The following is a 26,945-nucleotide window of genomic DNA, read 5'->3' as shown; positions in this document are numbered from 1 at the left end:
ATCCGTCCGGTGGCAGCTGCCGTCGGGAGAGGCGGTCCTCATGAGCGGCCCGGGACGCCGTCAGGGCGGGGCGCGCCACGACGCCGTGCAGGCGATCGCGCGCCGGCTCCTCGAGGAACGACTCGACGAACTGACCTCTCGTGCTCTCGAACAACTGGAAGCCGAGGAGCCCGCCTACGCGTCGGCGGACTGGGATCCGGTCCAGAAACGGGAGGGGATGCGACGAACCCTCGAACTCGCCCTGACCCGGCTGGCCGGGGGTCCCGTGCCTGCGGCGGTCTCGCGCGCCACCGAGGACGTGGGACGCGAGCGAGCGGAGCAGGCGTTCTCCCTGACCGCTCTGATGCACTCCTTCCAGCTGGACCTCAGGACCCTGTGGGAGGCCGTGCTCGCAGAGGGGCGAGCACGTGGCATCAGCGCCGATCCCGACTTCCTCGACGGGCTGATCCGCGTCTGGGAGGCGACGGACGCCAACAGCGTCGAGGTCGTCGACGCCTACCGCCGCACCGAGCGCGACCTGGCGAGCCGTCGTACGGAGGTGCGCAACCGCGCCTTCAGCCGCCTGGTCCTGGAAGGGGAACAGGACCCTTCCACCGTCGCCGAGGCCTCCACGTTGCTGGGTTTCTCCGAGAACGTCGCCCTGACCGTGGTCGTTGTCGAATCCGTTCCTACCGGGGACCCGGCTGTGTCCCAGGTCGACGATGCGCTGCGTCGGGGCGGCCTGGTACGTCACTTCGGATGGATGGGCGACGAGCTCCTCGGGATCATCGGTCACGGACGGTGCGATGAAGAGGCGATGCTTGCCATGCTCCGGCCGTTCGCCCCGTGGCGCTGCGGCGTCGCGGAAGTCCCCGACCTGGCGCTGACGGCGCGGGGCATCCGATTCGCACGTGCCGCGATCCGCAGCTCCGCGCAGTCCGGAGTGCGGCACGTGGAGGGCCACTGGATCGGGGCGATCATGTCGGCGCAGGAGGAGCTCACCGGTGCGATGGCCACCGGCGTGCTGCGCCCACTGCTCGAGCTGCGCGACCGCGACAGCATCATCGAGACCCTGCGCTGGTACCTCGACCTGGGCTCGGTCGCCGAGGTGGCCGCACGCACCTACCGTCACCGGAACACGGTGGGCAATCGCCTGCAGGCTGTGGAGGAGGCGACCGGGCTGAAGCTGTCCCGACCGAACGACGCCGCCCGGCTGGTCCTCGCCTTGGCTTGGCTGGAGACGGACTCGGGCGCCCGCTTCCGGGCGACGATGTCCTGATCCACCAATCGCTGGACGGAGTGAAGCAACCGGACGGGCCCCGACAGAGAGAGCTGAAGCCGAGGCGCGGCGGTCACAGGCCACATGCCCTCATGAGGGCGGCAGCCTCGGAGAGCGTTCGGTTCGAGCAGAACTGTGTCGGATCCCTGACAGGAAATTGTGCACAGGCACAAAATACGCGGTCGATCTCGTGGCCTCACGTCCCTTGTTGCCGGATTCTCCACAGTGCTTCACTGACGCATCACCTTGAGCCGGAGAGTGGCTCATCGCAACGGAGCTCGTCCTCCGGCGGCGGCTCCTCGGGCACCCCCTTCGGTCGCCATACCCCCTCAACAGGTTGCCGCCCCAACGCGTCGGCAGCCTCCTGGCGATCCGATGCGGCCGACCTAGCCGCACTCGACGAGATCGCGACTCCCGGTAAGAAGAATTTCCTATATGTCCGGAAAGAGGTTGAACATCATGCGTCAGATCGTCACCTTCGATGCCTACGGCACCCTGGTCGACTTCCAGCTCGGTCCCACCACCCTGAAGGTACTGGCCGACCGGCTGGACCTGGACCGTCTGAACGTCGACGAGTTCCTCGACGACTTCCGCATCATGCGGTTCCACGCCGTCCTGGAGGCATACCGCCCCTTCCGCGAGCTGCTGCCCGCCAGCCTTGAGATAGCGATGCGTCTGCACGGCCTGGAGTACCGGCAGTCCGACGGTGAGGCTCTGGTCGCGGCCGTGCCCACCTTCGGCCCCCACCCCGAGGTCCCGGCCGCCCTGGAGGCGCTGAAGTCCCGGTACGAGATCGCCATCATCTCGAACACGGACGACGACCTCATCGCCCAGAACCTGGTCAACATGGGCGTCGAATTCGACCATGTCATCACCGCCCAGCAGGCCAAGGCGTACAAGCCGTCCCGGCAGGCCTTCGAGTACGCCTTCCAGGCCATGGACATCGACCCCGCCCAGGTCATCCACGTCGCGCAGGGCTGGGAGTACGACCTCATCCCCACCCGCGACCTCGGCCTCGCGCGCCGCGTGTGGATCAACCGCTACGGCCACAACGGCTCCATCGGAGCCCGCGGCAGCGCCGACTACCAGCCCTTCGACGAGCTGCCCGACCTGTCCGGCCTGCCGGCCCTGCTCGGCTGCTGAAGCCGGGAACCGGACAACACACAAGCCTTCCCGCGTGATGGTGGACACGCTTCGTCAATCACGCGGCGAGCGTGAGCTTAGGACTCGCAGAGAATCAAGGTGTTGCTTCGCGTGCTTCGGCTCGTTGGTCTGCTATGGGCGTCTCCGATGAGGTTCGTGGTCAACTCGCTGTGAAGTTCGGGGTGTTGTTCCCGCATCTGGACGAGCGACAGCGGCGGCTGGTGATGGGGGCCGAGGCCCGGATCCTGGGGCACGGTGGTATCCGGGCGGTCGCACGGGCGGCCCAGGTCAGCGAGACGACGGTCCGCAAGGGCGTGGACGAGTTGGAGGCCGGCGAGGAGCCGTTGGGCCGGGACCGCAGGCCCGGTGGCGGACGGAAGAAGGCCGTGGACCTTGATCCGGGGCTGCGGCCCGCGTTGCTGGCCTTGGTGGAACCGGACGAGCGGGGCGATCCGATGTCGCCGCTGCGCTGGACGGTGAAGTCGACCAGGAACCTCGCGGGCCAGCTCACTCTCCAGGGGCACAGGGTGAGCGCGGACACGGTCGGAGACCTGCTGCGCGAGGAGGGCTTCAGTCTGCAGGCCGGCGCCAAGACGATCGAGGGCAAGCAGCATCCGGACCGCGATGCGCAGTTCCGCTACATCAACGAGCAGGCCACACAGCACATGAGTGCCGGCCAGCCGGTGATCAGCGTGGACGCCAAGAAGAAGGAACTCGTCGGCTACTACAAGAACGCGGGCCACCAGTGGCGGCCGACCCGTGAGCCGGTGCTAGTCAAGACGCACGATTTCCTGGACCGTACGGGACCGGGCAAGGCGATCCCGTACGGGATCTACGACATCGCCGCGAATACGGGTTGGGTCAGTGTCGGCACCGATCACGACACCGCCGCGTTCGCTGTCGCCTCCATCCGCCGCTGGTGGCATGCCCGCGGCCGACACGACTACCCGGCCGCCACACGTCTGCTGATCACCGCGGACGCAGGCGGATCCAACGGCTATCGCACCCGCGCCTGGAAGACTGAACTCGCCGCCCTGGCCACCGAGACGGGTTTGGAGATCACGGTCTGCCACATGCCGCCGGGTACCTCGAAATGGAACAAGATCGAGCACCGGCTGTTCTCCCACATCTCCATGAACTGGCGCGGTCGCCCACTGACCAGCCACGACGTCATCGTGAACAGCATCGCGGCGACCACGACCCACGCCGGGCTGAAGGTCCACGCCGAACTCGACCCGGGCACCTACAACACCGGCATCAAGGTCACCGACAGCGACATCGATGCCCTGCCAATGGACCGGCACCGTTTCCACGGCGACTGGAACTACACCCTCCACCCTCAGCCTAGCGACACCACCAGCGCAGCCGGCAAAGCCAAGAACCCGCAATCAGCCGGCCCATCCCTGCCGCCCGGCACTGGGTGTCTGCGCAACCCGGAGCTGACCGGCATGCCCGAACCGGCACTGGACGAACCCGTCGACCAACTGACCACGAAGCTCGATAAGTTACGCGAGCAGAGACGGCTCCACCAACGAGGAGGTGAGCGCATCCGCGCTCGCGGCGCAGGGGCGAAGGACAGGCTGACCACGGCCGACAGAGTCCTGGCCACCGTGCTCTACCTCCGCAAACTCGGCACCCGAGACCTGCTCGCCCAGCTCTTCGGAGTCAACGGCAGCACCCTCACCAGGGCCGTTCACCAAGTCCAGCCCCTCCTTGCCGAGCACGGCTACACCATCCCACCCTCGACAGCCCGGTTCCGCACATCTGCTGACGTCACCGCGTTCCTCGCGAACAGCAGCCCCACGAAGATCAAACCCGTATGTTGATTCTCTGCGAGCCCTAAGGGACACGACATTCAGTGGACCACCGTGAATCGTGGACGGCTACGGGCCGTACGGAGTCGCGGCATGGTGGCCGGGCCCGCGTATCACGTGAATTGATACGAAGGATGAGAATGGCCGGAAGCGTCGTTGGCGGCGCAGGTGCAGCGTGGGGACTCTTGTGGCGCGCCCTGTAGCGGGTGCCACGACTAGGGGGAAGTAGACATGCGCAAGATCGCGACGACCATCGCAGCACTGGCCCTGGCTGTAGGAGGCGGGCTCGTCATGGCGCCCAGCGCCAGTGCGGCAACTCCCTGCCCGTCCGGAGCAGTCTGCATCCGTGAGACGAACGGCAGCATCCTGAGCAGGAACATCTTCTACAGCTATCGCGCCCACAACCTGTCGAACGTCACCGGCGATCGCGTGATCGTCAACAGCCAGACCGGTGGCGCGGGCTTCAAGGTCTGCTACGAGTACAACGGTGGCAACTGTTCCTCAGTGTCCCGTGCGACCGGTGAATACGCGCCGTACAACATGACGCCGATCAACTCCATAGTTCTCGTACCGTAACCGACCTCCGGGCGTGTACCGCACTGCTGCGGTACGTGCCCGGCTCCCCGTCGCCCCACCAGGTCCGACCGGCCACTGGTCGGGGCGGCGATGGAGAGCTACGACACCACGCCGGCGAAGTCAGTGGCGGACCGTGCTGCGGCCCACTATCGCGCCCGCCCGGTCGATGTAGATGACATCGACCGCGACCGGCGCCCCCCGCAACACGGCCAGCGCCTCGTCGCGGGCCTTCGCCGCCACCAGGTCCCCGAGAGGCACCCCCGCGTCCAGCGCCTTGAAGTTCCCCACGGGCCCTGGACAGCGGGTGTTTACGCTGCGGGGGTGAGGTCTTGCCTGAGCAAGGTTTCGTTTCGAGTGGGGTGACGTACCCATACTCGGGGTGTCTGCGGAGTCGGCTGCGGTTGTGCTCGATCTCGATGTAGCGGAAGGCGTCGGCCCGGGCAGCCTCGCCCCGGTACGGCTCCTCAAGCAAGCCTCGTGGCCCTCGTCCAGGGCACAGACCCCACCCCAACCACCGTGCCTTCCCATGCAGATCTGGGTGAGCGCATCAGCGTCGCCATCGAGCGCGGCCTGGCTGGTTTCGTAAGCGAGAGCGAGCAACGTTTGTCAACGGTTTGGGCACTTAGTGATCAGACTGCTCGAAAACGTCGATGAGAACGGGGCCGGCGGGACCGAGCCGTCCTCGCCCGTGGCCGCGACCTGAACCTCGACCCCGTGGGTCTGGTTGGGTTCTTCATGCTAGGCCGATGATGACGGCATGGCATCTGAACTGCTCACCGGGCTGGTCGGTCTTCTCGGTGTGTCCCTGGGCGCCGGTGGCTCGGTCTGGGCGGGATCGGTGACAGCCAGGTCGCAGCGACGGCAGACGCGTGATCAACTCGGCGCGGCAGAGCTGCGGTGGAGGCTGGACAACAAGCGTGACGTCTACTTTCAGCTTCTCAAGTCCGCTTCCCTGTGGCAGTCGGCCACCTGGGATCTGCACAACGCGCTCTCCCTCTCGGTCGAGGCAGAGGTGCGCACCGAGACCCGCCGCCGCAAGGTCGAACGGTGGCAGGAGTTCGCGGCGATGTCGACAGCGGCGAAGGTGTTCACCACCGATACGGAGGTCCGGGCAGCGGCAGACCGGCTGCAGGACTCTCTTATGGCGCTCGACCGCGTCACCGAGGACCGTTACCACCGGCGTGAACAGGGCGAGCCGGACAGCTGGGAGGAAGCGTTCCGGACCCGGAGCCGGGCCTGCGAGGCGGCGACCGCTGCCCTTGCCCGGGAGATCGAGGCCGCCTTGAGCCTGTCATGACCCCACCGCCCGTCATTCGTCAGGTGACGACGCAGGTCATAGCCCCAGCTGACTGAGTACGTCCACATCGTCGGTCTGCGTGATGCGTGCCTTCTCTTTGACGAGCCATGCGCCGACGTCGCCGTCGCGGCGGGTAGTGACCCGGCGGGCCACCAGGCGCATCAGGATGGGACTGCCGTGCAGAGCGGCGATCGCGGTGGCCAGCTGACCAGTGGTTTCCCGAATCTGCATGCCTTCCCAGAACGGCCGCACGGCATCGGCGTCGATGGGGCTGAGTTCGAGCCGTTCCACCTGGTCCCGGAGGATGAGGACTGGGGACGCCTCTACGGCCGCCCGGTCTGCCTGGGCAAGAACCCCACCACGCCCAAGACCAGGATCCTCGCCACCGGAAACGACGCCGTCCGGCTCCTGGAGCACCTCTACCGTCCCGGAGCGGACCGCGCGTTGGGCCCTCGTGTCCAGGCCCTGCGCCAGATCATGGTGCAGAGAACTACCTCACCCACCGCGGCCCCACTGACCCTGGCCAGGTTCACCAAGAGCCAGTGCCACCCCTGCCCGGCCCGCGCCCAGTGCACCGCCTCCCGTGAAGGCACCCGCACCGTGGGGTTCCCCCACGAGAACTCCGCGACCTGCAACTCCGCGTCCGCACCGAGCAGCAGACACCCGAGTGGAAGACCCGCTACGCGGTCCGCTCCGGGGCGGAAGGAACAGTCAACGAGTTCGCCCACGGACACGGCATGCGCCACTGCCGCTACCGAGGACAGGGAAAGGCCCACATCCAGCACATCCTGACCGCCATCGCCGTCAACATCGAGCGCCTCAGCGGACTGCCGCCCACCGAGGAAACCCCCACGCCCCGCCGGCCGACTGCCTTCCAGAACTACCTCGACCGGCGCGAGATACCTCGGCCGAAGTCCTGGCGAACCCTCGGCACCTGACCTCGGCAACTCCAAGATCCCCGACAGAGTCAAGCTCAGCATTCCACGCGCATCCCATTCTGTTTGCAACACACCAGGTCAGCTAGGCAGCGTGCGTCCCACGCCGTCTTGGAACGCGAGTCCACTGGCCCTCGGCCGGGGCGGAATAGCACAGTTGATCTCGCCGACATGAGGTGTAGGCACTGAACCGATCCGCACCCTGCTGAACTCACCTGCTGTCATTGCCGCATCGGGCTCTCACAGGGTGCGCCCACCACACACATCGGGGGAATGAGGCTGAAGCAGCGACTCGGTGGCATCCGTCATAGTGCTGCCCGCCACGGGAACCGGGACCCTGACGTCCATGGCCGCCGCGTTACTGAAACCGTCCACACACTCATGGCGACCGACTGCCTGCGCACTTGCCCAGGTTCCAGTCCGGTCCCTCTGTCCACGATCACATACAGGAGCATCTGTGAGCACTTCCGTAAGAACCGCGCTGCAGTCCAAGCGTCGGGCCCTGCTGACCTCCGCTGGGGTGGCTGGAGCAGCCCTCACGCTCGCGGTGACCTCCGCGACGTCGGCCTACGCACAATCGACGTACATCTACCAGGGCAGCGACTTTGCCCTGCTCGACAGCAACGGCCTCATCACCATTTGCGACAAGGAGGCTGATGGCAATCAGGCGTACGTCGAAGTCAGGTGGGGGCCGTCGCTCTTTCACAAGCGGACGTATGACGCCAACGGATCAGCGGCCGGCTGCTCTACCAAGGCGTACGACGACGGTGGCTTCTACGCAGCGCGGGTCTGCGAGAACGTGAACAACGCGGATGACCCGTGCACCGGCAGGTTCCTGTACTGGTAGGACGATCAACGTAGGCGGGCTGGCGTGCAGGTTTCCGCTTCCCGCCAGCTGATATGCCTGAATGCCCGTTTCCGAAGTCGCTGAAGTGACCTTCTGGCGGGCGTAGCACGTTCACGTGGCCCATGGCGGATCACGCGTTGGTCAAGGGACGCGTTGTTCCGCCGGGGCGTCCCCGGAGGGGGCGCCCCAATTCAGGACGTACGGGGGAGAGTTATGAGGAAGAAGCGTATGGTCGGCGGCGTGGTGGTGTCGTCGTTCCTGCTCGCGGGCGCCGGGATCGCTGTGGCCGGGGCGCCGGCGAGCGCTGTCGCCAAGGGCGTGGGGACGTCGGTGCGGGCGACTGCGGAGTTCTGCGGGAGCGTCGCGGGGATCTACGGGGTCTCGGGTGAGCTGGACTACAAGGGAAAGCACGCCGAGTTGTGGACCGAGCGGATTAAGGACAACAAGGCCCGCGCCTATGCCAAGGACATCGTGAAGGGTGACCGGGTCGAGGTCCAGCGCAGCGACAAGAAGTTCAAGATGAGCAGCAAGCCGCAGCATCCCGCCACGGTGGGCGGTTACGACAGTTGCGGGGACACAGCGAACGCCTACGAGGCAAACGTCGAGGACCAGCTGGCGACGCGTGCTGTGCGGCTGCAGACCGGCGACGGCTACAGCTACGCCGTGCGGACCTGTCTCTTCCCGAAGAGCGGAGGCAAGAGCTGCACGAAGTGGTACGTCGACCACAAATGATCGTGCCGCACTCCGGATCGCGCGTGGCGGGATCAATGCCGGCCGGGGGTCCGCAGGCGGGCCCCCGGACCGTCACTCAGCGCTACACACCACCTGGTCGTAGCTATACAAGAACAGCCGACTTCACCTTGAGCAGAGCGGCGAACTGCCCACCGAGCCGGGCAAGGTGCTAATAAAGAAATCACGAGTACGCGGTCATAACGCATTTCCTCGCCGGTATCCCATGCTCCAGCAGAGAGGTGCTGGAAGCTGACGCCTCCTTCAAACCGGTGACGATCACAGAAACCTGCTCCCTCAGCCCCGCCCTCGGGCAGTGGCGGGCTGTGGGCGTCAGGTGGTGGTGGGCCAGGTCCGCAGAAGAGCGGCGATCTTCCCCGCGGTGCAGGCGGGGTCAAGGAGCAGGTCCTTCAGGGCGATGGCGTCCTCACGGCCGGGCTTGACGGAGATGCCCGCGGCTTCGAGATACATGACGCCGGACGCCGCGGCGACGGCCATGTTGGAGCGCTCCAGCCAGCGGCACCGGCCCAGCGTGTGCACCAGGGCGGCGGCCTTGGCGTAGGGGCTGCCGTAGACGGGCTGTTCGAACAGTTCGGCCCGGTGGCGAGCGACCGCCGAGACGGGAACACCGTAGTCGTCGGGGGCCGGATCGTCCGCCCCCGCAGCCTCGGCGACCTGCAGGATCCAGGGAACGTCAATGTGCAGATCCATCAGGCCGCACGCGCCCCCCTTGGCGCTTGCTGGGCCTGTTCGGCGTCGTCGAAGACCGCCTGGTGTTCGGCCAGGAAGCGGGCAGCCGCGTCCACCGCTCGGGCGCGCAGGCCGCTGGCATCGTCCTGCACCAGCCTGGCGAGGTAGTCCCCGATGCTCAGTCCCAGGTCAGCGGCTCGTTTCTTCGCGAGCTCCGCCACGTCCTCATCCACACGCGCACCCAGCTGTGTCTTCGCCATACCGGCATGGTAACAGTCGTTACCGGGCGGTGGTGGCAAAATACACCACGGTGTGGTCGACAGAGCCTCCGCCAGCCTGAAGACACAGGTCAAAAGGGCTGGCGTGACCGCTCCTCTGGGTGCTCACGCTGTTCGCGGGCGGTAGTCCGCTGAGCAGATCGTCCGTCAGCGGTTGACTTCGAGGTTCGTCAAATGAGCAGGGCTCATAGAAGACCCGTTGCGCGAGCGGGATCGGTGCGCAGCTTGGTGAGTATTCGCCAGTTCTTGAGGTGGGCGAAGCCGTGCTCGACCGGCGCGCGTCCGACGGCGAGGACTCGGTTGGCGGTTTTCTCGACGGAGGTGAGTTTGTGGGTGCGGCTGGCGTGAAAGCCGGTGACGATCACGGGGTTGCGTACGTCGTTGTCCAGGCCGCGGAATCCGAGGCCGGCGGCGCGTAGCTGAGCCAGGATGTGGTCATGGCGGGCGGCGGTGTTGTCGTGGGTGCGGCCGGGCCTGGCAGCTGACATCCAGATCGGGCGGCCTCTCTCGTCGGTCAGGGCGAGGAAGCGAAGGCCGTGATGGTGGTGCGTACCGGAGTAGTTGCGCCGGTCGGCCTTTCCGGTGCGGCGCTGGGTGGGGATGAGGGTACCGTCGATCAGGACCACCTCCCCGCCCTGCTTGGCGACCTTCTTCAGGGCGCGGTCCAGGCGCGGGGCCTGGGCGGCGAGCAGTCCGGTCAGCTCGTCGCGCCAGCGGCGGATGGCGGATGGTGGACTCGGAGACGTTGTTGCCGCCAGCCATGTCGGCCAGGCGCTGGTGGTGGCGGAGCACGGCCAGGACGATCACCGCGATCTTCCCGGGCGGCAGGATCCGCCACCGGGACCGTATCGCCTTCAGGTGGCGACGCAGGAGATCTGCGAGGTGGTTGACGGTGCGCGTGGACAGAGGCATACGGCATTGAGCGGTGTGCAGCGTGAAGGTGCTGGTCACGGGTCTGGCGTGAGTTGTCTTCGGCGTACTCGTGCTGGTCGTGGGCGGCAGTCTGAGGTGTAGATCGTCTGGCAGGCGCGGGGTTTGCGGTTTCTCGCCCGCCGTCTCGGGTTGCGCTCGTACGCTCCGGCGCATGGTGGACCCCGAGGTGCATGAGCGGATCACCGCGCGCCGCGCGGAGCTGGATGAACTCGAAGAGCAGTTGGTCAAGCAGTTGTCCGAGGTGCGGGCCGAGCGGGACGAGCTGGCCGTGGCGGTGCGGGTGTGGCAGCGGATGAGCGAGCAGCTCGCTGATGATCGGGCAACGGCCGGGTCGCCGGTGGTGCAGGTGGCGGGTCGGGGGGTGCGGCTGGTCCCGGACCGGGCGTCAGGGGTGGCCGAGTCCGCGCTGCCGGCGGACTACCAGCGCATCCTGGTTGTCGTGCGGCGGGCCGGCGGGCCGGTCGCCACCCGGGCCGTCGGCGAGGCGTTGGGTCTGGACACCGGGGTGCGGGGCAAGCTGGAGCCGCTGCGCGGGAAGTTGACCAAGCTGGCCGATCGCGGCTGGCTGCACAAGCGGGGTGACGGCAAGTTCACTGTGCGCCCGTAGTAGCCGGATTCGAAGAGCGAGTGGGCGTAACCGGCGGGCCCCCGGCGGCAGTTGAGTTTGGTGTGAAGAAAAACAACGAAACCGTCGAGGGCCCTGACGGCCTTGTCTACACCGCCCGCCTGCCACTGTCGAGCGCCGCCTTGAACTATCTCGCCGATCTGATCCGCGGCCACTGCAAGAAGATCCGCTCGCCGTGGCGGGCGCTGCCCGCCGGGAAGATCGCCGGGATCGTGCTGGCGGTGCTGCGCTGTGACCAGCGGCCCGGCGACCCGGCCGGCGGCAACGGCATCCACCGCACCACCGTGAGCCGGTGGGTGCGCGAGGTCGTCGGCCTGCTGGCCGCCCGCGCCCCGCGCCTGGACCGCGCGCTCAAGAAGATCGCCCGAACGGGCGGCGGCATCGTACTGCTGGACGGCTCGCTGATACGCACCCGGCGCCGCACCGGAGACGCGAACCGGAAGAACTACTCCGGCAAGAGCAAATGCCACGGACTACTCGTGATCGCACTCACCGACGATCGTGGCCGGCTGCTCTGGGTCTCCGCGGCCCGGCCCGGACGCGCCTCGGAGATCACCGCCTGCCGGCACGACCACCTCACCGCCCATCTGCGCGCGACCGGCCTCGGCGCCATCGCCGACCTGGGCTTCATCGGCCTCGATGACAACGACGACCCGGACGCCGACCCGGCCGTGATCACCGGCTACAGGGCCGCCCGCAACCGGCCCCTGACCCCCGGCCAGAAACTGTCAAACACCGTGCTGGCCGCAGTCCGCGCCCCAGTCGAGCACGGCTTCGCCCACCTGAAGAACTGGCGCGTCCTCACCAAGCTCCGCACCGACCCGAAGTCGGCGACCGTCCTGGTCAGGGCCCTGCTGGTGCTGACCAACCGCGAAATCGCCCGCTGACCGATGATCTTCGCGAGAGGCATCCGCCCACGACCAGCCCGAGCATCCCGAAGACGACTCACGCCAGACCCGTGACCTACGACTTCACGATGCACACTGCTCATTGGTAAACAAGCAGGCAGGTGTCCTCGGCGCGTTCCTTGGTTTTCGTCACACAAATCCAACGGCGACCGGGGGCACCGTGGTTACGCCTACGGCGCACCACTGGGAGCGATAGCGTCCCCGGTCACAGGCGGGTGGTGAAGCGGCCATCGGGCAGTGCCCTCGCCGATGGTCATCCCGCAAACCTTCAACGGCACCGTGTCACCGGCCACTCTCGTGCTCCCGGCATTCATCAACGAGCGGCAACGCACATTCCGGGAGAGCGAGGAGGCAAGCGACCGCCTGACGGCAGCACTGTCCCGGCTCGCACCGGAATACCCACTGGATCGGTGGCGGTCCCGTCCGGAGGACCACGGCCACCGGAACGGACACCGTGCTCCATGGGACCATGGCTGCTCCCGGTGACCCCGCATCACCGCTCCCGGCCGGGCGCGCCGCCCCACCGGGCCGGGCAGGGAGCCTACGCGATCAGGCCAGAGCGTCCTCCGGGCCCTCGCAGGCGGCTTCGAGACACGTGCCCGTGGAGACCGGTCCGGCCGAGCGGCTCCGAGGTGCCGGCGCCTCGATGTGTGCCTGATGGCGGAGCAGTTGGCGGAGGCCGTCCCGGTGGGCGGCGGGGGCGGCGGTCGCGAGGCGGGTACAAAGGGTGATGGCCCGTCGGATCATGGTCGCGGCCTCTGTGGCGCGGCCCGCGGCGTGGAGAGTGAGCGCGAGAACGCCTATCGTCTCCGCCAACTCGGCCATGTGTGTTCCGGGGAACCGGGCAGCCAGGCGGCGACGGACGGCGAACGCCCGCCGTGCGGTGCGCACGGCCTCTTGGTGGTGGCCCGCCGCGGTGAGGGCCAGGGCCATGACGTGCAGGACGCCCCCGAGTGCGACGCGGTGTTGCGGTGTGGTGTCCGCAGGTGGGGCCTCCGGCGCGGTGAGTGACCTGAGTACGCCGCGAGACAGCCCCAGCGCCCGGGGCCACGCGCCGGCGTCCAGCAGTGCCCAGGCCAGTGAGGTCAGGGCTTCGTCCAGATCCAGACGTCGGCCCTCCTGACCGTGATCCGCCGCACCGGCCGTGTACTGGGCGCGCAGCACCACCAGGTACTGGCAGGCGTCCACCGCCGCTATGAAGTGCCCGGCGGCCGACTGTGCGGCGGCGTACAGGTGCAGTGCCTGGCAGTAGCCGTCCTCACACCCCTCCATGGGCAGACCTGCTGGATCCTCGTGATGACGAACAGCCTCCACGGCGGCGGCCAGCGCCCCTGTGCCGCCCGCCCGCTGCAGCGCCACGGCCAGCTGGACGAGCAGCGCGCCCTCGTTCACCTCCTCATCCACCTCGGACTCGCCTTCTCCGTCGGCTTCTTCGTCACCGTCGTCCCCGCTGTCCGCGTTCGCGGACACGCCCCGTGTCAGGGCGAGGGCCTCACGTACGGGGTCGACGGCATCGCACGGTCGTCCCGCCTCGGCCAGCGTGTCGGAGAGACGCGACAGATCCCCGGCCAGCGAGAGGCGGTGGCCGTCGTCGCCGGGATCGGCCTCCACCATCCGGCGGCGCAGGGCGACCATGTCCCGTACGCAGTCCGCGCTCTCCTCGTGACGGCCCAGCTGCCCCAACGCCAGGCTTCGATGGTCCAGGAACTCCAGCATGGCGTCGAACCGCTGGTGGAACTCCTCGGCGGCAGGCGGGCCGCACAGGGCCAGTGCCCGCCCGGTCCGTGTGAGGATCTCCGACCAGCGCTCCCGCCGGGCCAGGTGGAACACCAAGTTCCCCGAGACACGGGCGAACTCGTCCAGGAAGGCCCCGGGTTCCTCGGTCACCGCGACCGCGAACACCTCGAACGCCTCGGTCGCCGTGCTCAGGGCACCCTCGGGGTCCCCCGCGTCGAACAGGGCGTAGGACTGGAGATCGAGTACCCGGGCGAGCTCCGGTCCGTGCGCGGCGGGCAGACGGTCCGCGTAAGGACGCAGGGCGGCGATCGATGCGTCGAAGGCGCGTAGGCCTTCGGGGTACTGGCCGGCATCGGTGAGGGCCTCCCCGAGTGCGGCACGAGCGACGGCCGGGGCGGAACCGTGGACGCCCGGGGCCGCCGCCTCCGCCCGTTCGTAGATCGCGACCGCCTCACGTCGCAGGTCGATGCTCCGCTCCGGAAGATGGTGGGACAGCGCGATCAGGGCGTTGGCGAACGACGGTGCCACGCCCATGTCCCGTTCCGCCAGGGACCGCAGCAGCTCCACAGCCTCCTCCGCCGCCGCGCGGGCCCGTTCCTCGTCCCCGAGGTCGTCGAAGACCGCCGTGGCGTCGGAGAGGCTCTCGGCGAGGTCCTGCCCGAAGCGCTTCGGGTCGAGTGCGACGAGGCGCCGGGACTCGGTCAGGCACTCCTCGACCGCCTCCAGGGCTTCCGCGAACAGGCCCGTCGTACGGAGGAGTTCGGCCAGGGAGCCGAGGACTTCCGGCACGCGCGAACGGTACCGGTCCGGCCACCGGACGGCGAGATCCCGGTAGAGGTCCGTGGCCCGGCGGGCGTCGGCCGTCGCGGCCCCGAACTGCCCGAGCGCGCTGTGGATCCGGGTGAGGCCGTACTCGGCAAGGGCGACATCGGGCAGGTGTTCCGGATCGTCGTCGGCGAGAGCACGGTAGAGATCACGGGCGGTCAGCGCGCTTCGCAGGGCATCGTCGAGCCGGTCCGCGTCGGCGAGCCGGTTCGCAAGATTGTGCCAGGCCATCGCGAGATCGGCCGTGTAGGTGTCGGGATCCCGTTCCGCCAGGTCCTGGTAGTGGCGCAGTACGTCCTGGGAGAGCGACAGCGCCTCCGGGCGGGAACGGTCGTGGTCACTCGCCAGTGCCAGGGTGTTGAGGGCCAGGCCGAGACCGCTCTCGGCACCTGGCCGACCGTGTGCGCCGAGATCGTGCCACAGGGCGACGGACTTCTCGGCAACGGTGCGGGCCGCCGTGAGCTGTCCGATCTCGACCAGCCGGACGGCGTACCGGTGCAGCCACCGGGCGTGTTCGGCCGACGCCTCGTGAGGGTCTGCCGTTGTCGCGTTCGGTGGGTGCCGGGCCAGCAGGCCCGCGAGATCGGCCGCCCACTCGTCGAGCGCCAGCGAGGGCAGGGGCACCGCCTCGTACAACCGCTCCGCCAGTGGCGCGTACTGGTCCATCGCGCCTCGGATCTCCTCCAGGACGGCGGTCAGGGCCTGCCGGAGCGCGGCAGGGTTCTCCACCGCGACCACGGCGTCGACGGCCCGCAGGGCGAGCGGATCGGGGTGGGCGGTGACGACGACGCGGAGAGGTTCGCAGATGTGCGGCTGGTGGGGCTGGGCCCGGGACAGCAGATGGAACGCGGCCGAGGTCTGGCGTTCGGTGGTGGTGGGCAGGAGACGTCCCAGTAGCTCGGGGTCCTCCGCGAGGACGTTTCCGAGGAGGTACTCGCCCAGCCGGTCGGGCTGGAGCGGACCCCAGTAGTCGTCGTCGGACGGATGGAGACCGGACAGCCACCGTCCGCAGGCCGCGGGGTCCGGCGGTGGTGTCGCGGGTTCCCGGACGAGACCGGTCGGCCGGAGCCGGCTGAGGACGGCGAGCGCCTCCTGTTCGTCTTCGGCCGGGCACAGGGTGGCCGCGGCGACCATCCGCCGGTACTCGAACAGGGGCAGGCCGCCGATGCCATGGCTGTCCGCCGTGCGCCTCCAGACCTTCTGCTCGTGACGCAGGAGAACCGCCTCGTCGCGTTCGCCGTTCGTGACGCGCACCGGGTCGACGGCTTGCAACAGGGCGACGAGGACGGCCATCTGGAGGTTGAGGGCACCGGAGTAGCGGTCCTCGGCGACGGACGGCGGGACCGCCGCGCGCATCGCCTTCTGTGCCGACCGTCCCGGATACAGGGCGGCCAGCCTTTCCCCGAGGCTGCCCATGGCGTCGCTGACGGCGACGGCACGCAGTGCGGCGGTGTGCTCCAGGGGAGGCAGCGGACTCACGGAGGCGTCACGAGGGAAGTGCGCGTGCGCCTGGAGTCCGCTCCACCACTGGCCGGCCTTGCGGGCCAGGAACAGGAGCCGGACCGGATGGCGGTGGTGAGCCCGGCCGGACGGTCCGAACACATCCAGCAGCTCGTGAAGTTGTGACCAGCGGGTCTCGGCGTAGTCCACGACGAGCAGCAACGGTGTGTCGAGCGCGGCCAGGCGGGCCAGTAACCGGCCATCAGCGCGGTCGGCGAGGAAACCGGCCGTCCAGCCGGCCCTCTCGGCCTCGCGCACCGCTTCCAGGCCCACTCTCGTCTTGCCCTGGCCGCCAGGGCCGGTGAGCAGGCGCACCGAGGCATCGGCATCGCGGTGCCGCCAGGCGCGGAGATCGCGGAGTGTGTTCTCGCGGCCGTGGAAGCGGACGGCGGCCACTTCGGGCCTGAGCAGTGAGATCGGGGACAGCGCCGGGCGCGCGGTGGTCCGGTGCAGCACCCGCGAGAGTTCGGCAGGTCGGGGGCGCAGCCCCTGGAGACCCAGCAGGGCGCGGGCCTCGGGGTCGTCCCACAGCGCGGCCGTCTCCTCGATCTCCACACCGGCGAGCGTGTCGGCGCGCACCACGACACCGACGAGCATCCCCTCGCACACCACGGCGGAGCCGGACATGCCGTCCCAGCGTGTTCTCCGCCTGCCGCTCGCCCCGGCTCCTTCGGGCGGCGACGGGACGGGATGGACGACATGGACGACGTGCCGTGAACCATGGGTGTCCGAGGCGACGATGGTGCCGCTGATGTGAGCCGTGTCCCGCAGTACGGTGGCCAGTCGGGGGCCGCCCCGGTCCTCGTACACCTTGAGACCCGCGGGAAAGCCCGTGGCCTCGATCAGGGCCGGACACGGCCGGGTGGCCAGTCGTCCCCAGCGGACCGGAGGCAGTTCGGTGGGCAGCCCGGCCGCGTCCTCGACGCGCAGTACGGCGAAGTCCCGTACTGCGCGGGGTTCTTGGCCCTCGGGCGCGGTCCGGTCCGGGTAGCGGCGCAGCAGGACCCGGGCGTGGAGCCAGGGGCCGGTCCCGCCGGGGCGGACCCGCACCTCGCCGGTTCCGGGCGCGGGCACGGTGTGCGCGGCAGTGATCACCAGTCCGTCGTGCAGCAGATAACCGGATCCGGCGGTGTGGGCTTTCGCGCCGGCCCCCAGTGACGCCAGTTCGACCACACGCGGGTCCGCCGCCACGGCACGCTCACTCATCCGCTCCCCCACCCCACCGGTTCCACGCACGCTCCGGAGCCCCATCCTGACAGACAGTGCGGGGCGGGGTGGCAGACCGTGTGAGACAGGGTGACGGGGTACTTCCGGTGGGTAACGATGGCTTGACCGACGCAGTACGACAGGGGGATGACATGTCCGATCAGGACTCCGCGGAGAACGTCGTCGAACTCGCGCAGGCCATAGGTTCGTTGCGCGACCAACTGGACACGGCCCGGCGGCTGGTGCCGGAGGGGGGTCTCTCCTTCGAGGTCGGGCCGGTGGAACTGGAGTTCCAGGTTGCCCTGCTGAGTGGCAGCGAGGTCACCGGGGGTGCCCGTTTCTACGTCCTGTCGGGCGGTGCGTCCAAGCGCCGGGAGCGGACCTCCACCCACACCATCCGGCTCACCCTGACACCCCGGGGCCCGGACGGCGGACCGCTCGAAGTCTCGGACGCGGCCGAGGAGTTGCCGGAGCGGTGAGCCCGAGGGTCCCACCGGTCGCCCGGCGCGTGGTGGAGGTCTACCGGAGCCGTGACGGCCGGCACCGGATCGCCACGGGCCACCTGCTCGACGACCGGCTGGTGCTGACGGCCGGTCATGCCGTCGGCGGAGCGGCCACGGTCAGTGTCCGGTTGCTCGACGACGGCTCGGTGTGGGGCTGCTCGGTGGTCTGGTGGCGCTACGACAGCGCGGCCGGGACCGGGATCGACGCGGCGTTGCTCCGGATCGACGACGACTCCTTCCGGGAGCCCGAGGGGCTGCCACCGCTGCTCTGGGGACGACTGGGTACGGGATCCCGCTGTCCCGTCGAGGCGGTGGGATTCCCGGCCGGCATGCGGGTGCGTGAAGAGGGCGCACCGGCCTTCAGGGACACCGCGCACATCACCGGCTCCATCGCACCGGGCAGCAGGCTCAAGTCCGTCCGCCACGAGATCAAGGTGGACAACCCGGTACCCGCCGTCGTCCGTGCGGGGCACACCGGGCAGGGCACCGAGAACGTGTCCCGCTGGAGCGGGATGTCGGGGGCCGCGGTGACCTCCGGGGGGCTGGTGGTGGGACTGGTGGCGGTCGACCCCGACCGGGGCGGGCCCGGCGGAGCGCTGACCGCCGTTCCGTCGGCCGCGTTGCTGGCGGACGAGCGGGTGACGAAGCTGCTGGGGAGGCCGCGCGCGTACGACGTCGGGCTCCCCTCCGTCCTGCAGCCCCCGCCGCCGCCCGCCCGGTCACCGGTCGGTCTGCTGCGGGCCGAGGTCAGCCCGGTCGGCTTCCACGGCCGAGAACCACTGATGGAGGAGTTCCTCCGGTGGTGCCTGGATCCGTCCCCGTGGTCACCGAAGCTGCTGACCGGGCCCGGGGGCCAGGGCAAGACGCGGCTGGCGGCCGAGCTGGTGGACCGCATCGCCGGCCTGGACTGGAACGCAGGCTTCCTGGACGTCGCCCCCGACACCGACCTGGCCGCACTAGGTGAACTGTCCGCGCCCCTGCTGCTGGTCGTGGACTACGCAGAGGCACGGCACGAGCAACTGATCGAACTGCTGAGGCTGTTCGGGACGTCGGCCGCCAAGGGGACGGGGCCGCCGGTGCGTCTTCTGATGCTCGCCAGAAGCGCCGGGGAGTGGTGGCAGGACCTGCGGCGAGAGAGCCGTGCGCTGCGGGAACCGCCGCCGGGAACCGTGGAGGAGCTGGGTCCGCTCGCCGACGATCCCGCGACCCGGCCCGAGGCGTTCCGCCACGCGGTCGAGGGCCTGGCGCACGCTCTGGCCCGGCTGCCAGGTCTGCCCGCGACGCCGCCCGGCTTCCGCCCCGAGTCGGTCCTGCCTCCGCAGCTGTCGGACGCGCGGTTCGCCAGGGCCCTGGAACTGCACAGCACCGCGCTGGCCGCGCTCTTGCAGCATCTGTTCCCGGTGCCCGACGCCTCTCTCACGCAGGGCATGGATCTGCTCATGCGGCACGAGGAGGCGTACTGGCCCCGGACCACGTCCGTACACCGGATCGGGCGTCTGCACACGCAGACCCTGCGGCAGCTGGTCGTCACCGCGACACTGTGCCGGGCCCGCACCTCGGACGAGGCGAGAAGACTGCTGGAGAGAAGCGGGATCCTGCGCGGGGAGACGGCGAACACGGTCCTCGGCGCAGCGATGTGGCTGAACGAGCTCTACGGCGGCCGCGACGGCCACTGGGTGGGACTGGTGCCGGACCTGCTGGGCGAGCATCTGGTCGGTACGACCGCGCGGGATTTCCCCGAACTGCTGCCCGCTCTCGCCGAACTGCCCGACGCCGAGCACGCGGGCCACCTGCTGCGCGTCCTGTGCAGGACCGGACGGAGCTTCCCGGAACTCGACGAGCGGATCGTCCGCCTGGTCGCCGGCCGGCCCCGGCCGCTGGCGCCCGCCGCCGTCGACGTGCTCGCCCGCGAGGGGTACGACACCCTGGGCCGCGCGGTGGACGCGGTGCTGGACGGGCCGCAGGGGCGAGGCCCGCTCTGCGCCGAACTCCTCGCGGCGGTACCCCACCACACGGTCGTGCTCGCCGGTCGGGCGGTGCGGATGGCCGAACAGCTGGTGGCGCATGCCCGGGCCGCGACCGGCGCACCCCGTGATCTGGCCTCGGCGCTCCACGCCCTGGCCTATCGGCTCGCCCGGGCGGGACGGTACGCCGAAGCACTTCAGGCCTGCGAGGAGGGCCTCCGCGTACGGGGAGGCGACACTCTCGGCGCCGAGGAGGACCCGGAGCTCATGGACGTTCTGCTGGGGTACGGCGCCCGGTTGGACGAGGCCGGCCGCACGCGCGAGGCAGTCGACGTCGGCGAGCGGCTGCTGACCGCGCTCGGCCCGGACAACCCGTCGGACACCCCCGAGGCTCAGGGGCGCCGGGCGACCGTACTGCACCAACAGGCTCTCTGGTCGTACCGGTTGGGCCGCCACGACGAGGCTCTGGCCCTGGGCTCCGCAAGCGTACGGTTGAGGGAACGGCTGCTCCACCGGGACCCGCGGCGACCCCCGGTGGAGATGGCGGACGCACGCCTGCAGCTCGCGCTCTACCTTCAGCACAACGGTCGCACCACGGAGGCGGCCGGGGAGACCGCGCGAGCCGTGGCGATCCTGCGCGGGCTGGCGGAGGATCACCCTGACGCCTACCTGAGACGGCTGGCGGAAGCCCTGCACAACCAGTCCCGCCTGAGCGCGATGCTGCGCGAGCACAGGGCGGCGCTGGATCTGGCCGAGGAAGCCGTCGCCATCCAGCGGGGTCTGCTGGACGACGACCCCACCCCCGCCCAACTGGCGCTGCTGGCAAGGCTGTTGGGTGGGCTGAGCATGCGGCTGACCGCGGTGCGTCGCCTGTCCGGCGCCTTGGAGATCGCACAGGAGTCGGTGCGCGTGCGGCGTGAGCTGGCCGGGGGCCGGGACCCCCGGGCCGTGGGCGAACTGGCTTGCGCACTCGCCGATCTGACGCTGGCACTGCGTCGCGTGGGCGACGACGAGGCGGCGGTGGCGGCCTCGGAGGAATCGGTCCTGGCCCTGCGCGACTCGACCGGACGCGGTGGTACGCCGGCGGACGAGGAACGGGCCCGCATCCTGTGCGTCCACGGTCTGGCTCTCGGCTCCAGGGACCCCGGGCGAGCCGTGAAGGTCCTGGAGGAGGCTGCGGACGCGGCCCGGACCGGGCAGCACACCGCGCTGCTCCGACGGTGTCTGACGGAAATCGACAGGATTCACGCCGGCTCATGACCGCCAACCGCCTTTGCGTGATTGGTCGGACAGGGAAATTGTCACTGTGGGATCACTCGGGCAGAGGGGCGATCACCGCGTCGTCCGGGTGGAGACCATTGCGGCATATCGCCGCTAGGCTGAGGCCGACGCACCCCGGGTGAACGGCATCCCCGGTGAACGGCCACCCCGCCAAGGGAGTTCGAACGTGCCCAAGAAACCCAGGACTTCGGAGCAGGCCGCCCAAGCCGCTCCGACCCCGCAGCCGTCGGCGCCCACGCCCGCCGCGCCCGCGCAGAAGGCCGCCGACCCCACCCTCCAGGACACGGACCTCGACGAACTGAACGGCGAGACATGGTCCAACTTCTCCGAAGTGGGCGACGAAGAAGACGAGCTGCCCGAGCGGTGATCCCACCCGGCCCGGCATCCGTCGACCACCGTACGGACCCCCGCGTCGTCGAGGTCTACAGCCGCCGACCCGAAGGCCGGGGCAGCGGCACCGGGTATCTCCTCGACGGCGGCCTCGTGCTGACCGCCGGTCACGTCGTCAGCCGCGGTGACCCCACACAGGCCGAGGTCACCGTGCGGCTGCCCGGCTCGCGGGACTACCTGCCGTGCGACGTGGAGTGGTACCGCTACGAAGCCGATGAACCCACCGACACCCGTATGGACGCCGCAGTCCTGCGGATCTCCCCGTCGGCAACGGTGCCGCCTCAGGACGGTCTGCCGCCCCTGCGCTGGGGACGGCTGGTCACCGGGCTGCCGGAGGTTTCGGCCGACCTCGTCGGCTACCCGTCCGGCATGGGCGTACGACGCGACGACGCCACGGGCAGGCTCGTGCTGCGCGACACCGTCAGGGTGCGGGGAACCGTGAACGCCGGAACAGCCGTCAAGGCCAGGCGCTACCACATCGTCCTCGCGCAGCCGATCCCCTACTCGCCGGCCGCCGCCGTGTCCCGCTGGGAGGGGGCCTCCGGAGCGGCACTGCTCAGCCACGACCTGCTGTGCGGTGTCGTCGTCATGGCGAAGGACGAACCCGGTCACGGCAGGGCCCGTGCCATACCGGCCGAGGAACTCCTGGCCGACCCCGGTTTCCGCGCGCTGTTCCCGCACGCCGTCACCGAACCGGCCGAACTCCAGCCGCTGCTGGAACGGGAGCCGTCCCGACCGGCCAACACCCCCGTCTCCCTGCTCAGGCCGGAGGCGACCGTCGTACCGTTCACCGGACGCGAGGACGTCCTGGCCCGCCTCGGCGCCTGGTGCGAACAGCCCGGCCGGTTCTCCGTACGGCTGGTCACCGGACCCGGCGGTCAGGGCAAGACCCGGCTTGCCGCGGAACTCGTCCGCCGTCTGCGGTTACGGAACTGGAGCGCAGGCTTCCTGGCCGCCGCAGCGGCCCCGGACCTTCTGCCCCTGGCCACCGAGACCCGCACCCCGCTGCTGCTCGTCGTCGACTACGCCGAAACGAGGGTCGAGCAACTCCAGACCCTCCTCGACCTGGTCGACCGGTACGAACACAGCGGCACCACGGCTCTGCGGCTGCTGCTGCTCGCCCGGGACAAGGAAGCCGGCGACTGGTGGGAGAACCTGTGCAGCGAGGCCCTTCCCCTGCGCGACCCGCCACCCGGGACGGAGATGGAGCTGCTCGACCTCTACGGCGACGGCACAGAGCCACTGGACGACACCGCCTTCCGTGAGATCGGTGAGAACCTCGCCGCGGCACTGACCGGCCTGCCCGGCGTCACGGCGCCCGTGGACCCCGCCGTCCTGCGCACCCTGGTGGTTCCCGATCTGAGCGACCCCCGTCATCATCGGGCCCTGGACCTGCACATGGCGGCCCTGGTCGCGCTGCTGCAGGCGCTCGACCCCGAGGACGGCCCGGCGGACGAACCGTACGAGGGCGTACTGCTGCGCCATGAGCAGAAGATCTGGCGGCACACCGCACACAGCCACGGGCTGGGGGCCCTGACCCTGAGCGCCCGGCGAGAGCTGGTCGCCGCGGCCACCCTGTGCGGCTCACCCGCCGACCGGGACGAGGCCCGGAACATCCTGGCCCGCCTGTCCACCCTCACGCCCGGGACACCGGACGTCACCGACACCGGTACCCCACCCGGTCCCGTCGGCCCCGCCGCGGACTGGCTCGCCACCCTCTATCCCGACCCGAACACCTTCTGGGGGCCACTGCGCCCCGACCGCATCGGGGAGCACCTCGTAGGACTCGCCGTCGGGCATCGCCCGGAGCTGCTGGACGAACTGCTCGCCACGGCGCCGCCCGCCCAGGCCACCGACGCTCTACGGGTGGCCGCCCGGGCAGCCCCTCGGCACGACCGGCTCGGCGGACCCCTGCACTCCGTCGTGGTCCGCCACCCTCAGCGGCTCGCCGGACCGGCCGTGACCGCGGCAACCAGCGGCGGACCGGAACCCGGCCCCCTGCACACCGCCCTCGCCGAGGTCCTGCGCGACCACCCCGACGACGGCACGCTCCTGCGGACCATGTTCACCAGGCTGCCCGCGCACTCCCGCAACCTGTCGGAGTGGGGAGCCGAACTCGCCGGGACGCTGGTCACCCTGGCCGGAGAGACACTCGGTGAACAGCCGGACCACACCGCCTGGGCGCGGCTGGCCGCCGCCTTCAACGACCACGCCCACTGGCTGACCGCCGTTCGCATGCACGACGAGGCACTGGAGCGCGGCGCGATGGCGGTACGGCTCTACGAGGGCATCGCCGGTCGAGAACCCGGCCGCTACGCGCACGATCTGGCCACCGCGCACGAGGGGTACGCCCACCAGCTCCATCTGCAGAGCCGTCGCCAGGACGCGTTGGCATCCGCCGAGCGCGCGGTCGCCCTACGGCGCGAACTGGCCGACGGACCCGTCTCCCGCGCCGCGCTCGCGGTGGCCCTCACCGGATACGCCCACCACCTGTCCAGCCTCGGACAGGTCGTGGACGCCGCTGAGGCGAGCGCCGAATCCGTCGCCATCTACGCGGAACTTCCCGCACGGACGGTGTCGGCCCATGAGGACGAGAACGCCGCCGCGCTGCTGGCCCAAGCCGTGTGCCTCGCGGAACTGGCCGAGTACGACGCCGCCATCGACGCGGTCGACCGGGCGGTCGTCCACTACCGCCGACTGGCCAGCCGGTACCCCGATGCCCATGTGCGCCCGCTCGCCGCCGCGTTGGCGACCCGCGCCGATCTCCTGGTGGACACCGGCTCCTACGAACGCGCCCTCCACGACGCGGGCGAGGCTCACCGGGCATACGAAGGCCTGGCCACGGGGCCGGCCGACCCCTACGCCGGTGACCGTGCCGCCACACTGCACTGTCTAGCCCGCTGTCTGGGGCCTCTCGGCCGCTGGGAGGAGGCGGAGCAGCGCTCCCGGGAAGCCGTCGAACTCTACGGCGCGCTGCGACCGGCCGCGCCGCGCACTCATGGCTTCGCCTGGGCCCGGGCCGCCGACGGCTGGGCCGTCGCCCTCTCGGAGTGCGGTCACGACCGGCAGGCCGTGGAGGTGGGACGCGGCGCCGTCGACGCACTGGAGGACCTGCACGCGCACGGCGGCCCCGGGACGCGGAGCGCGCTGGCCGACGCGTCCCGCAACCACGCGGCGGTACTCCTGGAACAGGGGCGGGCGGCCGAAGCTGAACCGTTCGCGGCGCGATCCCTCGCACTCCGCAGGGAACTCGCCACCGACGACGCCGGAGCCTTCGCCTACGAGGAGGTGGAGGCCCTGCTGCTCCACGGCATGGTGCTGGCGGCACTGCGCCCGCGGGAGAGCGTACGGCCGCTGCTGGAAGGACTGGGCAGAGCCCAGGAGGCCGAGGACCGGGAGACGGGTCTACGTCTGGCGGCGGCGCTGGTCGACGCGTACCAGGCTGATCCCACTGTGGCCGATCTCGTCCGCGAACTGACCGGCGGCGTACCGGACTGGCTGCGCGATCACCGAGGATGAGCATGACGTCGTGGGCAGCGCGGAGTCGATGGAGCACATAGACCTCCATCAGCTGGTCGACGACCTTGCGGCAGGCGTCACCGACCTCGAACGCCTGGCTGCGGCACCAGACCGGCGTGCGCATCCGGAAAGCGATCTCCTCCGGCGGACAGTGGCTCTTGTCGGTGCGCTTTCCCTGGCCAAGTGTGGTGTGAGTCTTGACGAGCCGACCGTCGTGGCAGACCTGGACCATCGTGGCGGTGGAGCGGACACCGACCTTGCGGCCGATCAGCTCCCACGGCACCGAGTGAGAACGCATCAGCCCTGGCGGATGACCGAGCGGCTACCCACCCTCGGCGTCCGTAATGACGATCATCGGCCCACGTCTGCGGCAAGCTCCGCGAATACGTCGACTTGAAGTACGCCCCCAGTTCTCGCCTGCGGCTTGCCACCCACAAGGGTGAGGCTGGAAAGCTGATTCCGAGTGCCGGCTCCGTGCGGGCGCGCCGTCGGTTCCGGCGCCTTCCGTGCATGGGTCCTCGAAGGAAGCCGGCGCGGATCCAGACCACGACACCGCACACCCCTACCGCCGTCGGATTTCCTGGGCCGCAACCGTTGGGTCCTGTCGTCCGTTATGTCAAAAGTGCAGATCAGTGGCCTAGATCGTGGTTTCGCGTGAGCCTGGAAGTTGGTCTATATTTTCGTCCGCCCCGCGGACTGGTGCGGAATACCGGAAGGCGGCAGAGCCCGCAATGCGCACAGGTCTCATTCCGCCATCAACCGAATCCAGTCGGCCTGCGACGTCAAACAATCACGGGCCGGTCAGGGATGAGAAAAGAATGACAGACATTATCAAGAAACGCAGCTTGCTCCCCTTCGACGAGACCAAGGCCGTGCCTCATCGGCCGAAGAAGAGCACCGTCGTGAGACAGCTCGCACAACAGTCACGGCCGCCGCACCCTCAAGGCGTGACGCCATGATCCAACCGATGGGATCGGGAGCAGAGTTGACGGACCGGTACCGGCTGGAGGAACAGCTGGGCAGCGGCGGAATGGGCGCGGTCTGGCGCGGTCTGGACCTGCAGTTGGAACGGCCGGTGGCAATCAAACTGCTGCGGCCCGGCCCGTTCCCCGACAAGGAGGCGCTGGCCCGCTTCCGGCGGGAGGGCAAGGCCGCCGCGCGGCTCAGTCGTCCCGCGATCGCCGCGGTCCATGACGTGAGCACCCATCAGGGGCAGCCGTTCTTGGTGTTGGAACTGTTGGACGGGCACAATCTGGAGACCGTCCTGAACCGCACCCCGCAGGGGCTGGCGACCGACCAGGTACTTCGTAGCGGCTCGTACGCACTGCTACATCAGGTTGACAGGAAGCCGCGGGGGCACAGGCCCCGCCCCTCGCCCCGGCCGGACCGAGCCTTCCCCGACCGCATGACTGATCATGACCTCGTCCGGCATCCCGCGTCCGCCATCCGGCAACGTCGTACAACCCTTGACCGGTCGCTCGACGGCCCGGACACCAACATCCCGACAAGCGAGCCGAGCGACTGGGTGTCTCGCGTTACCGTCTGTCCGCCGTGGCTCACCGGCCGGCGGTGCGGCGCTCGCGCTCGTATGCAGCTACGGGGCCCGGAACTCTCCGTACACGGTCAGTCGGACAGCGAGCAGGACGACAGGGTAGACCCGCGATGACGGCGAGACCGGTACGGCGGCTCACCGGTCGCCGTTGAAGTGGTCGAGAATTGCATCATTGCAGTCCTCCGCGCGGCCCCGGCTCCGCGCGAAGGCCAGCACGCCGTCGTCGTTGCCCTTCTTCCTGGCCTTCGCCAACTGCGCCTCGATATCCGCGATGTGCTCGGCACACTCGGCGCTGACCGGCTTCTCGGGCCGCGGGTCAGGCGCCGGAAAGGCGTTCAGTGCGGCGGTGGCAGCGATACCGGCCACGCACAGCACCGCCCACGCGGCAACCCATGTGCGGCGGCTCATCCGTAACGGCTCAGGCATTCAGGCATC

Annotated in this window: 21 protein-coding genes and 2 pseudogenes; 15 read left to right on the top strand and 8 right to left on the bottom strand. The window is 69.7% G+C overall.

The features are described from left to right. Positions 1-40: 40 nt before the first annotated feature. From J8M51_RS33535 to J8M51_RS33520, 4 genes are all read left to right on the top strand, one after another. Positions 41-1,258 (top strand): PucR family transcriptional regulator, encoded by a 1,218-nt coding sequence (locus tag J8M51_RS33535; protein ID WP_179203132.1) that lies wholly within the window; start codon positions 41-43, stop codon positions 1,256-1,258. A 459-nt stretch (positions 1,259-1,717) separates the two neighbouring features. Further along, a complete protein-coding gene (locus tag J8M51_RS33530) occupies positions 1,718-2,401 on the top strand; it encodes a haloacid dehalogenase type II (RefSeq protein WP_086756466.1) in 684 nt (227 codons plus the stop codon). Between the two features lie 134 nt (positions 2,402-2,535). Beyond that, a complete protein-coding gene (locus tag J8M51_RS33525; RefSeq protein WP_256964874.1) occupies positions 2,536-4,227 on the top strand; it encodes an ISAzo13 family transposase in 1,692 nt (563 codons plus the stop codon). A gap of 219 nt (positions 4,228-4,446) precedes the next feature. Then, positions 4,447-4,791: a hypothetical protein gene (locus J8M51_RS33520; RefSeq protein WP_086756439.1), complete on the top strand. Its 345-nt coding sequence runs from the start codon at positions 4,447-4,449 to the stop codon at positions 4,789-4,791. Between the two features lie 120 nt (positions 4,792-4,911). On the opposite strand, the pseudogene J8M51_RS33515 reads toward J8M51_RS33520, so the two are convergent. Then, positions 4,912-5,055, bottom strand: a pseudogene (locus J8M51_RS33515) (cobalt-precorrin-5B (C(1))-methyltransferase); the annotation flags it as partial. 493 nt (positions 5,056-5,548) lie between these two features. Between J8M51_RS33515 and J8M51_RS33510 the strand changes: the two are divergent. Beyond that, complete coding sequence (locus tag J8M51_RS33510) at positions 5,549-6,088, top strand: hypothetical protein (protein WP_086756437.1); 540 nt, start codon at positions 5,549-5,551, stop codon at positions 6,086-6,088. Between the two features lie 36 nt (positions 6,089-6,124). Here J8M51_RS33510 and J8M51_RS33505 read toward each other — a convergent pair whose 3' ends face one another. Beyond that, positions 6,125-6,379: a hypothetical protein gene (locus tag J8M51_RS33505; protein WP_179203130.1), complete on the bottom strand. Its 255-nt coding sequence runs from the start codon at positions 6,377-6,379 to the stop codon at positions 6,125-6,127. A gap of 338 nt (positions 6,380-6,717) precedes the next feature. Here J8M51_RS33505 and J8M51_RS33500 point away from each other — a divergent pair, with 338 nt between their 5' ends. The 3 genes from J8M51_RS33500 to J8M51_RS33490 all read left to right on the top strand — a co-directional run bounded on the left by J8M51_RS33500 (position 6,718) and on the right by J8M51_RS33490 (position 8,602). Next, positions 6,718-7,026 (top strand): transposase, encoded by a 309-nt coding sequence (locus tag J8M51_RS33500; protein ID WP_256964882.1) that lies wholly within the window; start codon positions 6,718-6,720, stop codon positions 7,024-7,026. Positions 7,027-7,480: 454 nt separating this feature from the next. Then, complete coding sequence (locus tag J8M51_RS33495) at positions 7,481-7,870, top strand: hypothetical protein (RefSeq protein ID WP_086756435.1); 390 nt, start codon at positions 7,481-7,483, stop codon at positions 7,868-7,870. Positions 7,871-8,083: 213 nt separating this feature from the next. After that, the gene (locus J8M51_RS33490) at positions 8,084-8,602 is read left to right on the top strand and encodes a hypothetical protein (RefSeq protein WP_143673211.1); all 519 of its coding nucleotides are present in this window, start codon (positions 8,084-8,086) and stop codon (positions 8,600-8,602) included. Between the two features lie 330 nt (positions 8,603-8,932). On the opposite strand, the gene J8M51_RS33485 is transcribed toward J8M51_RS33490, so the two are convergent. The 3 genes from J8M51_RS33485 to J8M51_RS33475 form a co-directional block, all read right to left on the bottom strand. After that, entirely contained in the window at positions 8,933-9,310 is a 378-nt protein-coding gene (locus tag J8M51_RS33485; protein WP_086756432.1) for a fic family toxin-antitoxin system, toxin component, read from the bottom strand. Then, complete coding sequence (locus J8M51_RS33480; protein WP_086756430.1) at positions 9,310-9,549, bottom strand: hypothetical protein; 240 nt, start codon at positions 9,547-9,549, stop codon at positions 9,310-9,312. The genes J8M51_RS33485 and J8M51_RS33480 overlap by 1 nt, the downstream gene beginning before the upstream one ends. 203 nt (positions 9,550-9,752) lie before the next feature. Continuing rightward, positions 9,753-10,193, bottom strand: a complete 441-nt coding sequence (locus J8M51_RS33475) for a transposase family protein (protein ID WP_256964872.1) — start codon at positions 10,191-10,193, stop codon at positions 9,753-9,755. A gap of 458 nt (positions 10,194-10,651) precedes the next feature. On the opposite strand from J8M51_RS33475, the gene J8M51_RS33470 reads away from it, so the two are divergent. Together J8M51_RS33470 and J8M51_RS33465 are read left to right on the top strand one after the other, a co-directional pair. Continuing rightward, complete coding sequence (locus J8M51_RS33470) at positions 10,652-11,107, top strand: hypothetical protein (protein ID WP_256964870.1); 456 nt, start codon at positions 10,652-10,654, stop codon at positions 11,105-11,107. 62 nt (positions 11,108-11,169) lie between these two features. Beyond that, positions 11,170-12,012, top strand: coding sequence for a transposase family protein (locus tag J8M51_RS33465; RefSeq protein ID WP_086756428.1), 843 nt, complete (start codon positions 11,170-11,172; stop codon positions 12,010-12,012). Positions 12,013-12,582: 570 nt separating this feature from the next. On the opposite strand, the gene J8M51_RS33460 is transcribed toward J8M51_RS33465, so the two are convergent. After that, on the bottom strand, positions 12,583-17,301 hold the full coding sequence (locus J8M51_RS33460) for a trypsin-like peptidase domain-containing protein (protein ID WP_179203131.1): 4,719 nt from the start codon (positions 17,299-17,301) through the stop codon (positions 12,583-12,585). 152 nt (positions 17,302-17,453) lie between these two features. Between J8M51_RS33460 and J8M51_RS33455 the strand changes: the two genes are divergently transcribed. The 4 genes from J8M51_RS33455 (at position 17,454) to J8M51_RS33440 (ending at position 24,958) form a co-directional block, all read left to right on the top strand. After that, on the top strand, positions 17,454-17,780 hold the full coding sequence (locus J8M51_RS33455; protein WP_086756425.1) for a trypco2 family protein: 327 nt from the start codon (positions 17,454-17,456) through the stop codon (positions 17,778-17,780). After that, complete coding sequence (locus tag J8M51_RS33450; RefSeq protein WP_267299672.1) at positions 17,777-21,028, top strand: tetratricopeptide repeat protein; 3,252 nt, start codon at positions 17,777-17,779, stop codon at positions 21,026-21,028. The genes J8M51_RS33455 and J8M51_RS33450 overlap by 4 nt, the downstream gene beginning before the upstream one ends. A 187-nt stretch (positions 21,029-21,215) precedes the next feature. Next, the gene (locus tag J8M51_RS33445) at positions 21,216-21,416 is read left to right on the top strand and encodes a hypothetical protein (protein ID WP_086761524.1); all 201 of its coding nucleotides are present in this window, start codon (positions 21,216-21,218) and stop codon (positions 21,414-21,416) included. Beyond that, positions 21,413-24,958: a trypsin-like peptidase domain-containing protein gene (locus J8M51_RS33440; RefSeq protein ID WP_086761522.1), complete on the top strand. Its 3,546-nt coding sequence runs from the start codon at positions 21,413-21,415 to the stop codon at positions 24,956-24,958. The genes J8M51_RS33445 and J8M51_RS33440 overlap by 4 nt, the downstream gene beginning before the upstream one ends. Before the next feature lie 229 nt (positions 24,959-25,187). Here the strand turns inward: J8M51_RS33440 and J8M51_RS46340 are convergent. Further along, positions 25,188-25,256: pseudogene (locus J8M51_RS46340) on the bottom strand (hypothetical protein); the annotation flags it as partial. A 687-nt stretch (positions 25,257-25,943) separates the two neighbouring features. Between J8M51_RS46340 and J8M51_RS33435 the strand changes: the two are divergent. Further along, positions 25,944-26,624 (top strand): protein kinase domain-containing protein, encoded by a 681-nt coding sequence (locus J8M51_RS33435; protein ID WP_179203391.1) that lies wholly within the window; start codon positions 25,944-25,946, stop codon positions 26,622-26,624. Between the two features lie 21 nt (positions 26,625-26,645). On the opposite strand, the gene J8M51_RS33430 is transcribed toward J8M51_RS33435, so the two are convergent. Next, entirely contained in the window at positions 26,646-26,936 is a 291-nt protein-coding gene (locus J8M51_RS33430) for a hypothetical protein (RefSeq protein WP_086761518.1), read from the bottom strand. Positions 26,937-26,945 lie beyond the last annotated feature (9 nt).

Origin of the sequence: Streptomyces griseiscabiei (assembly GCF_020010925.1) — a bacterium.
GTDB lineage: Bacteria > Actinomycetota > Actinomycetes > Streptomycetales > Streptomycetaceae > Streptomyces > Streptomyces griseiscabiei.
Note: the sequence above shows the minus strand (reverse complement) of the source record. Positions and strands in the feature narration are given on the sequence as shown.

Excerpts from the sequence above, each read along its gene's own strand:
- J8M51_RS33520 (WP_086756439.1), top strand. The coding sequence starts at position 4,447 with ATGCGCAAGATCGCGACGACCATCGCAGCACTGGCCCTGGCTGTAGGA.
- J8M51_RS33530 (WP_086756466.1), top strand. The coding sequence starts at position 1,718 with ATGCGTCAGATCGTCACCTTCGATGCCTACGGCACCCTGGTCGACTTC.
- J8M51_RS33535 (WP_179203132.1), top strand. The coding sequence starts at position 41 with ATGAGCGGCCCGGGACGCCGTCAGGGCGGGGCGCGCCACGACGCCGTG.
- J8M51_RS33490 (WP_143673211.1), top strand. The coding sequence starts at position 8,084 with ATGAGGAAGAAGCGTATGGTCGGCGGCGTGGTGGTGTCGTCGTTCCTG.
- J8M51_RS33470 (WP_256964870.1), top strand. The coding sequence starts at position 10,652 with ATGGTGGACCCCGAGGTGCATGAGCGGATCACCGCGCGCCGCGCGGAG.
- J8M51_RS33485 (WP_086756432.1), bottom strand. The coding sequence starts at position 9,310 with ATGGATCTGCACATTGACGTTCCCTGGATCCTGCAGGTCGCCGAGGCT.
- J8M51_RS33525 (WP_256964874.1), top strand. The coding sequence starts at position 2,536 with ATGGGCGTCTCCGATGAGGTTCGTGGTCAACTCGCTGTGAAGTTCGGG.
- J8M51_RS33430 (WP_086761518.1), bottom strand. The coding sequence starts at position 26,936 with ATGCCTGAGCCGTTACGGATGAGCCGCCGCACATGGGTTGCCGCGTGG.
- J8M51_RS33455 (WP_086756425.1), top strand. The coding sequence starts at position 17,454 with ATGTCCGATCAGGACTCCGCGGAGAACGTCGTCGAACTCGCGCAGGCC.
- J8M51_RS33510 (WP_086756437.1), top strand. The coding sequence starts at position 5,549 with ATGGCATCTGAACTGCTCACCGGGCTGGTCGGTCTTCTCGGTGTGTCC.
- J8M51_RS33460 (WP_179203131.1), bottom strand. The coding sequence starts at position 17,301 with ATGAGTGAGCGTGCCGTGGCGGCGGACCCGCGTGTGGTCGAACTGGCG.
- J8M51_RS33480 (WP_086756430.1), bottom strand. The coding sequence starts at position 9,549 with ATGGCGAAGACACAGCTGGGTGCGCGTGTGGATGAGGACGTGGCGGAG.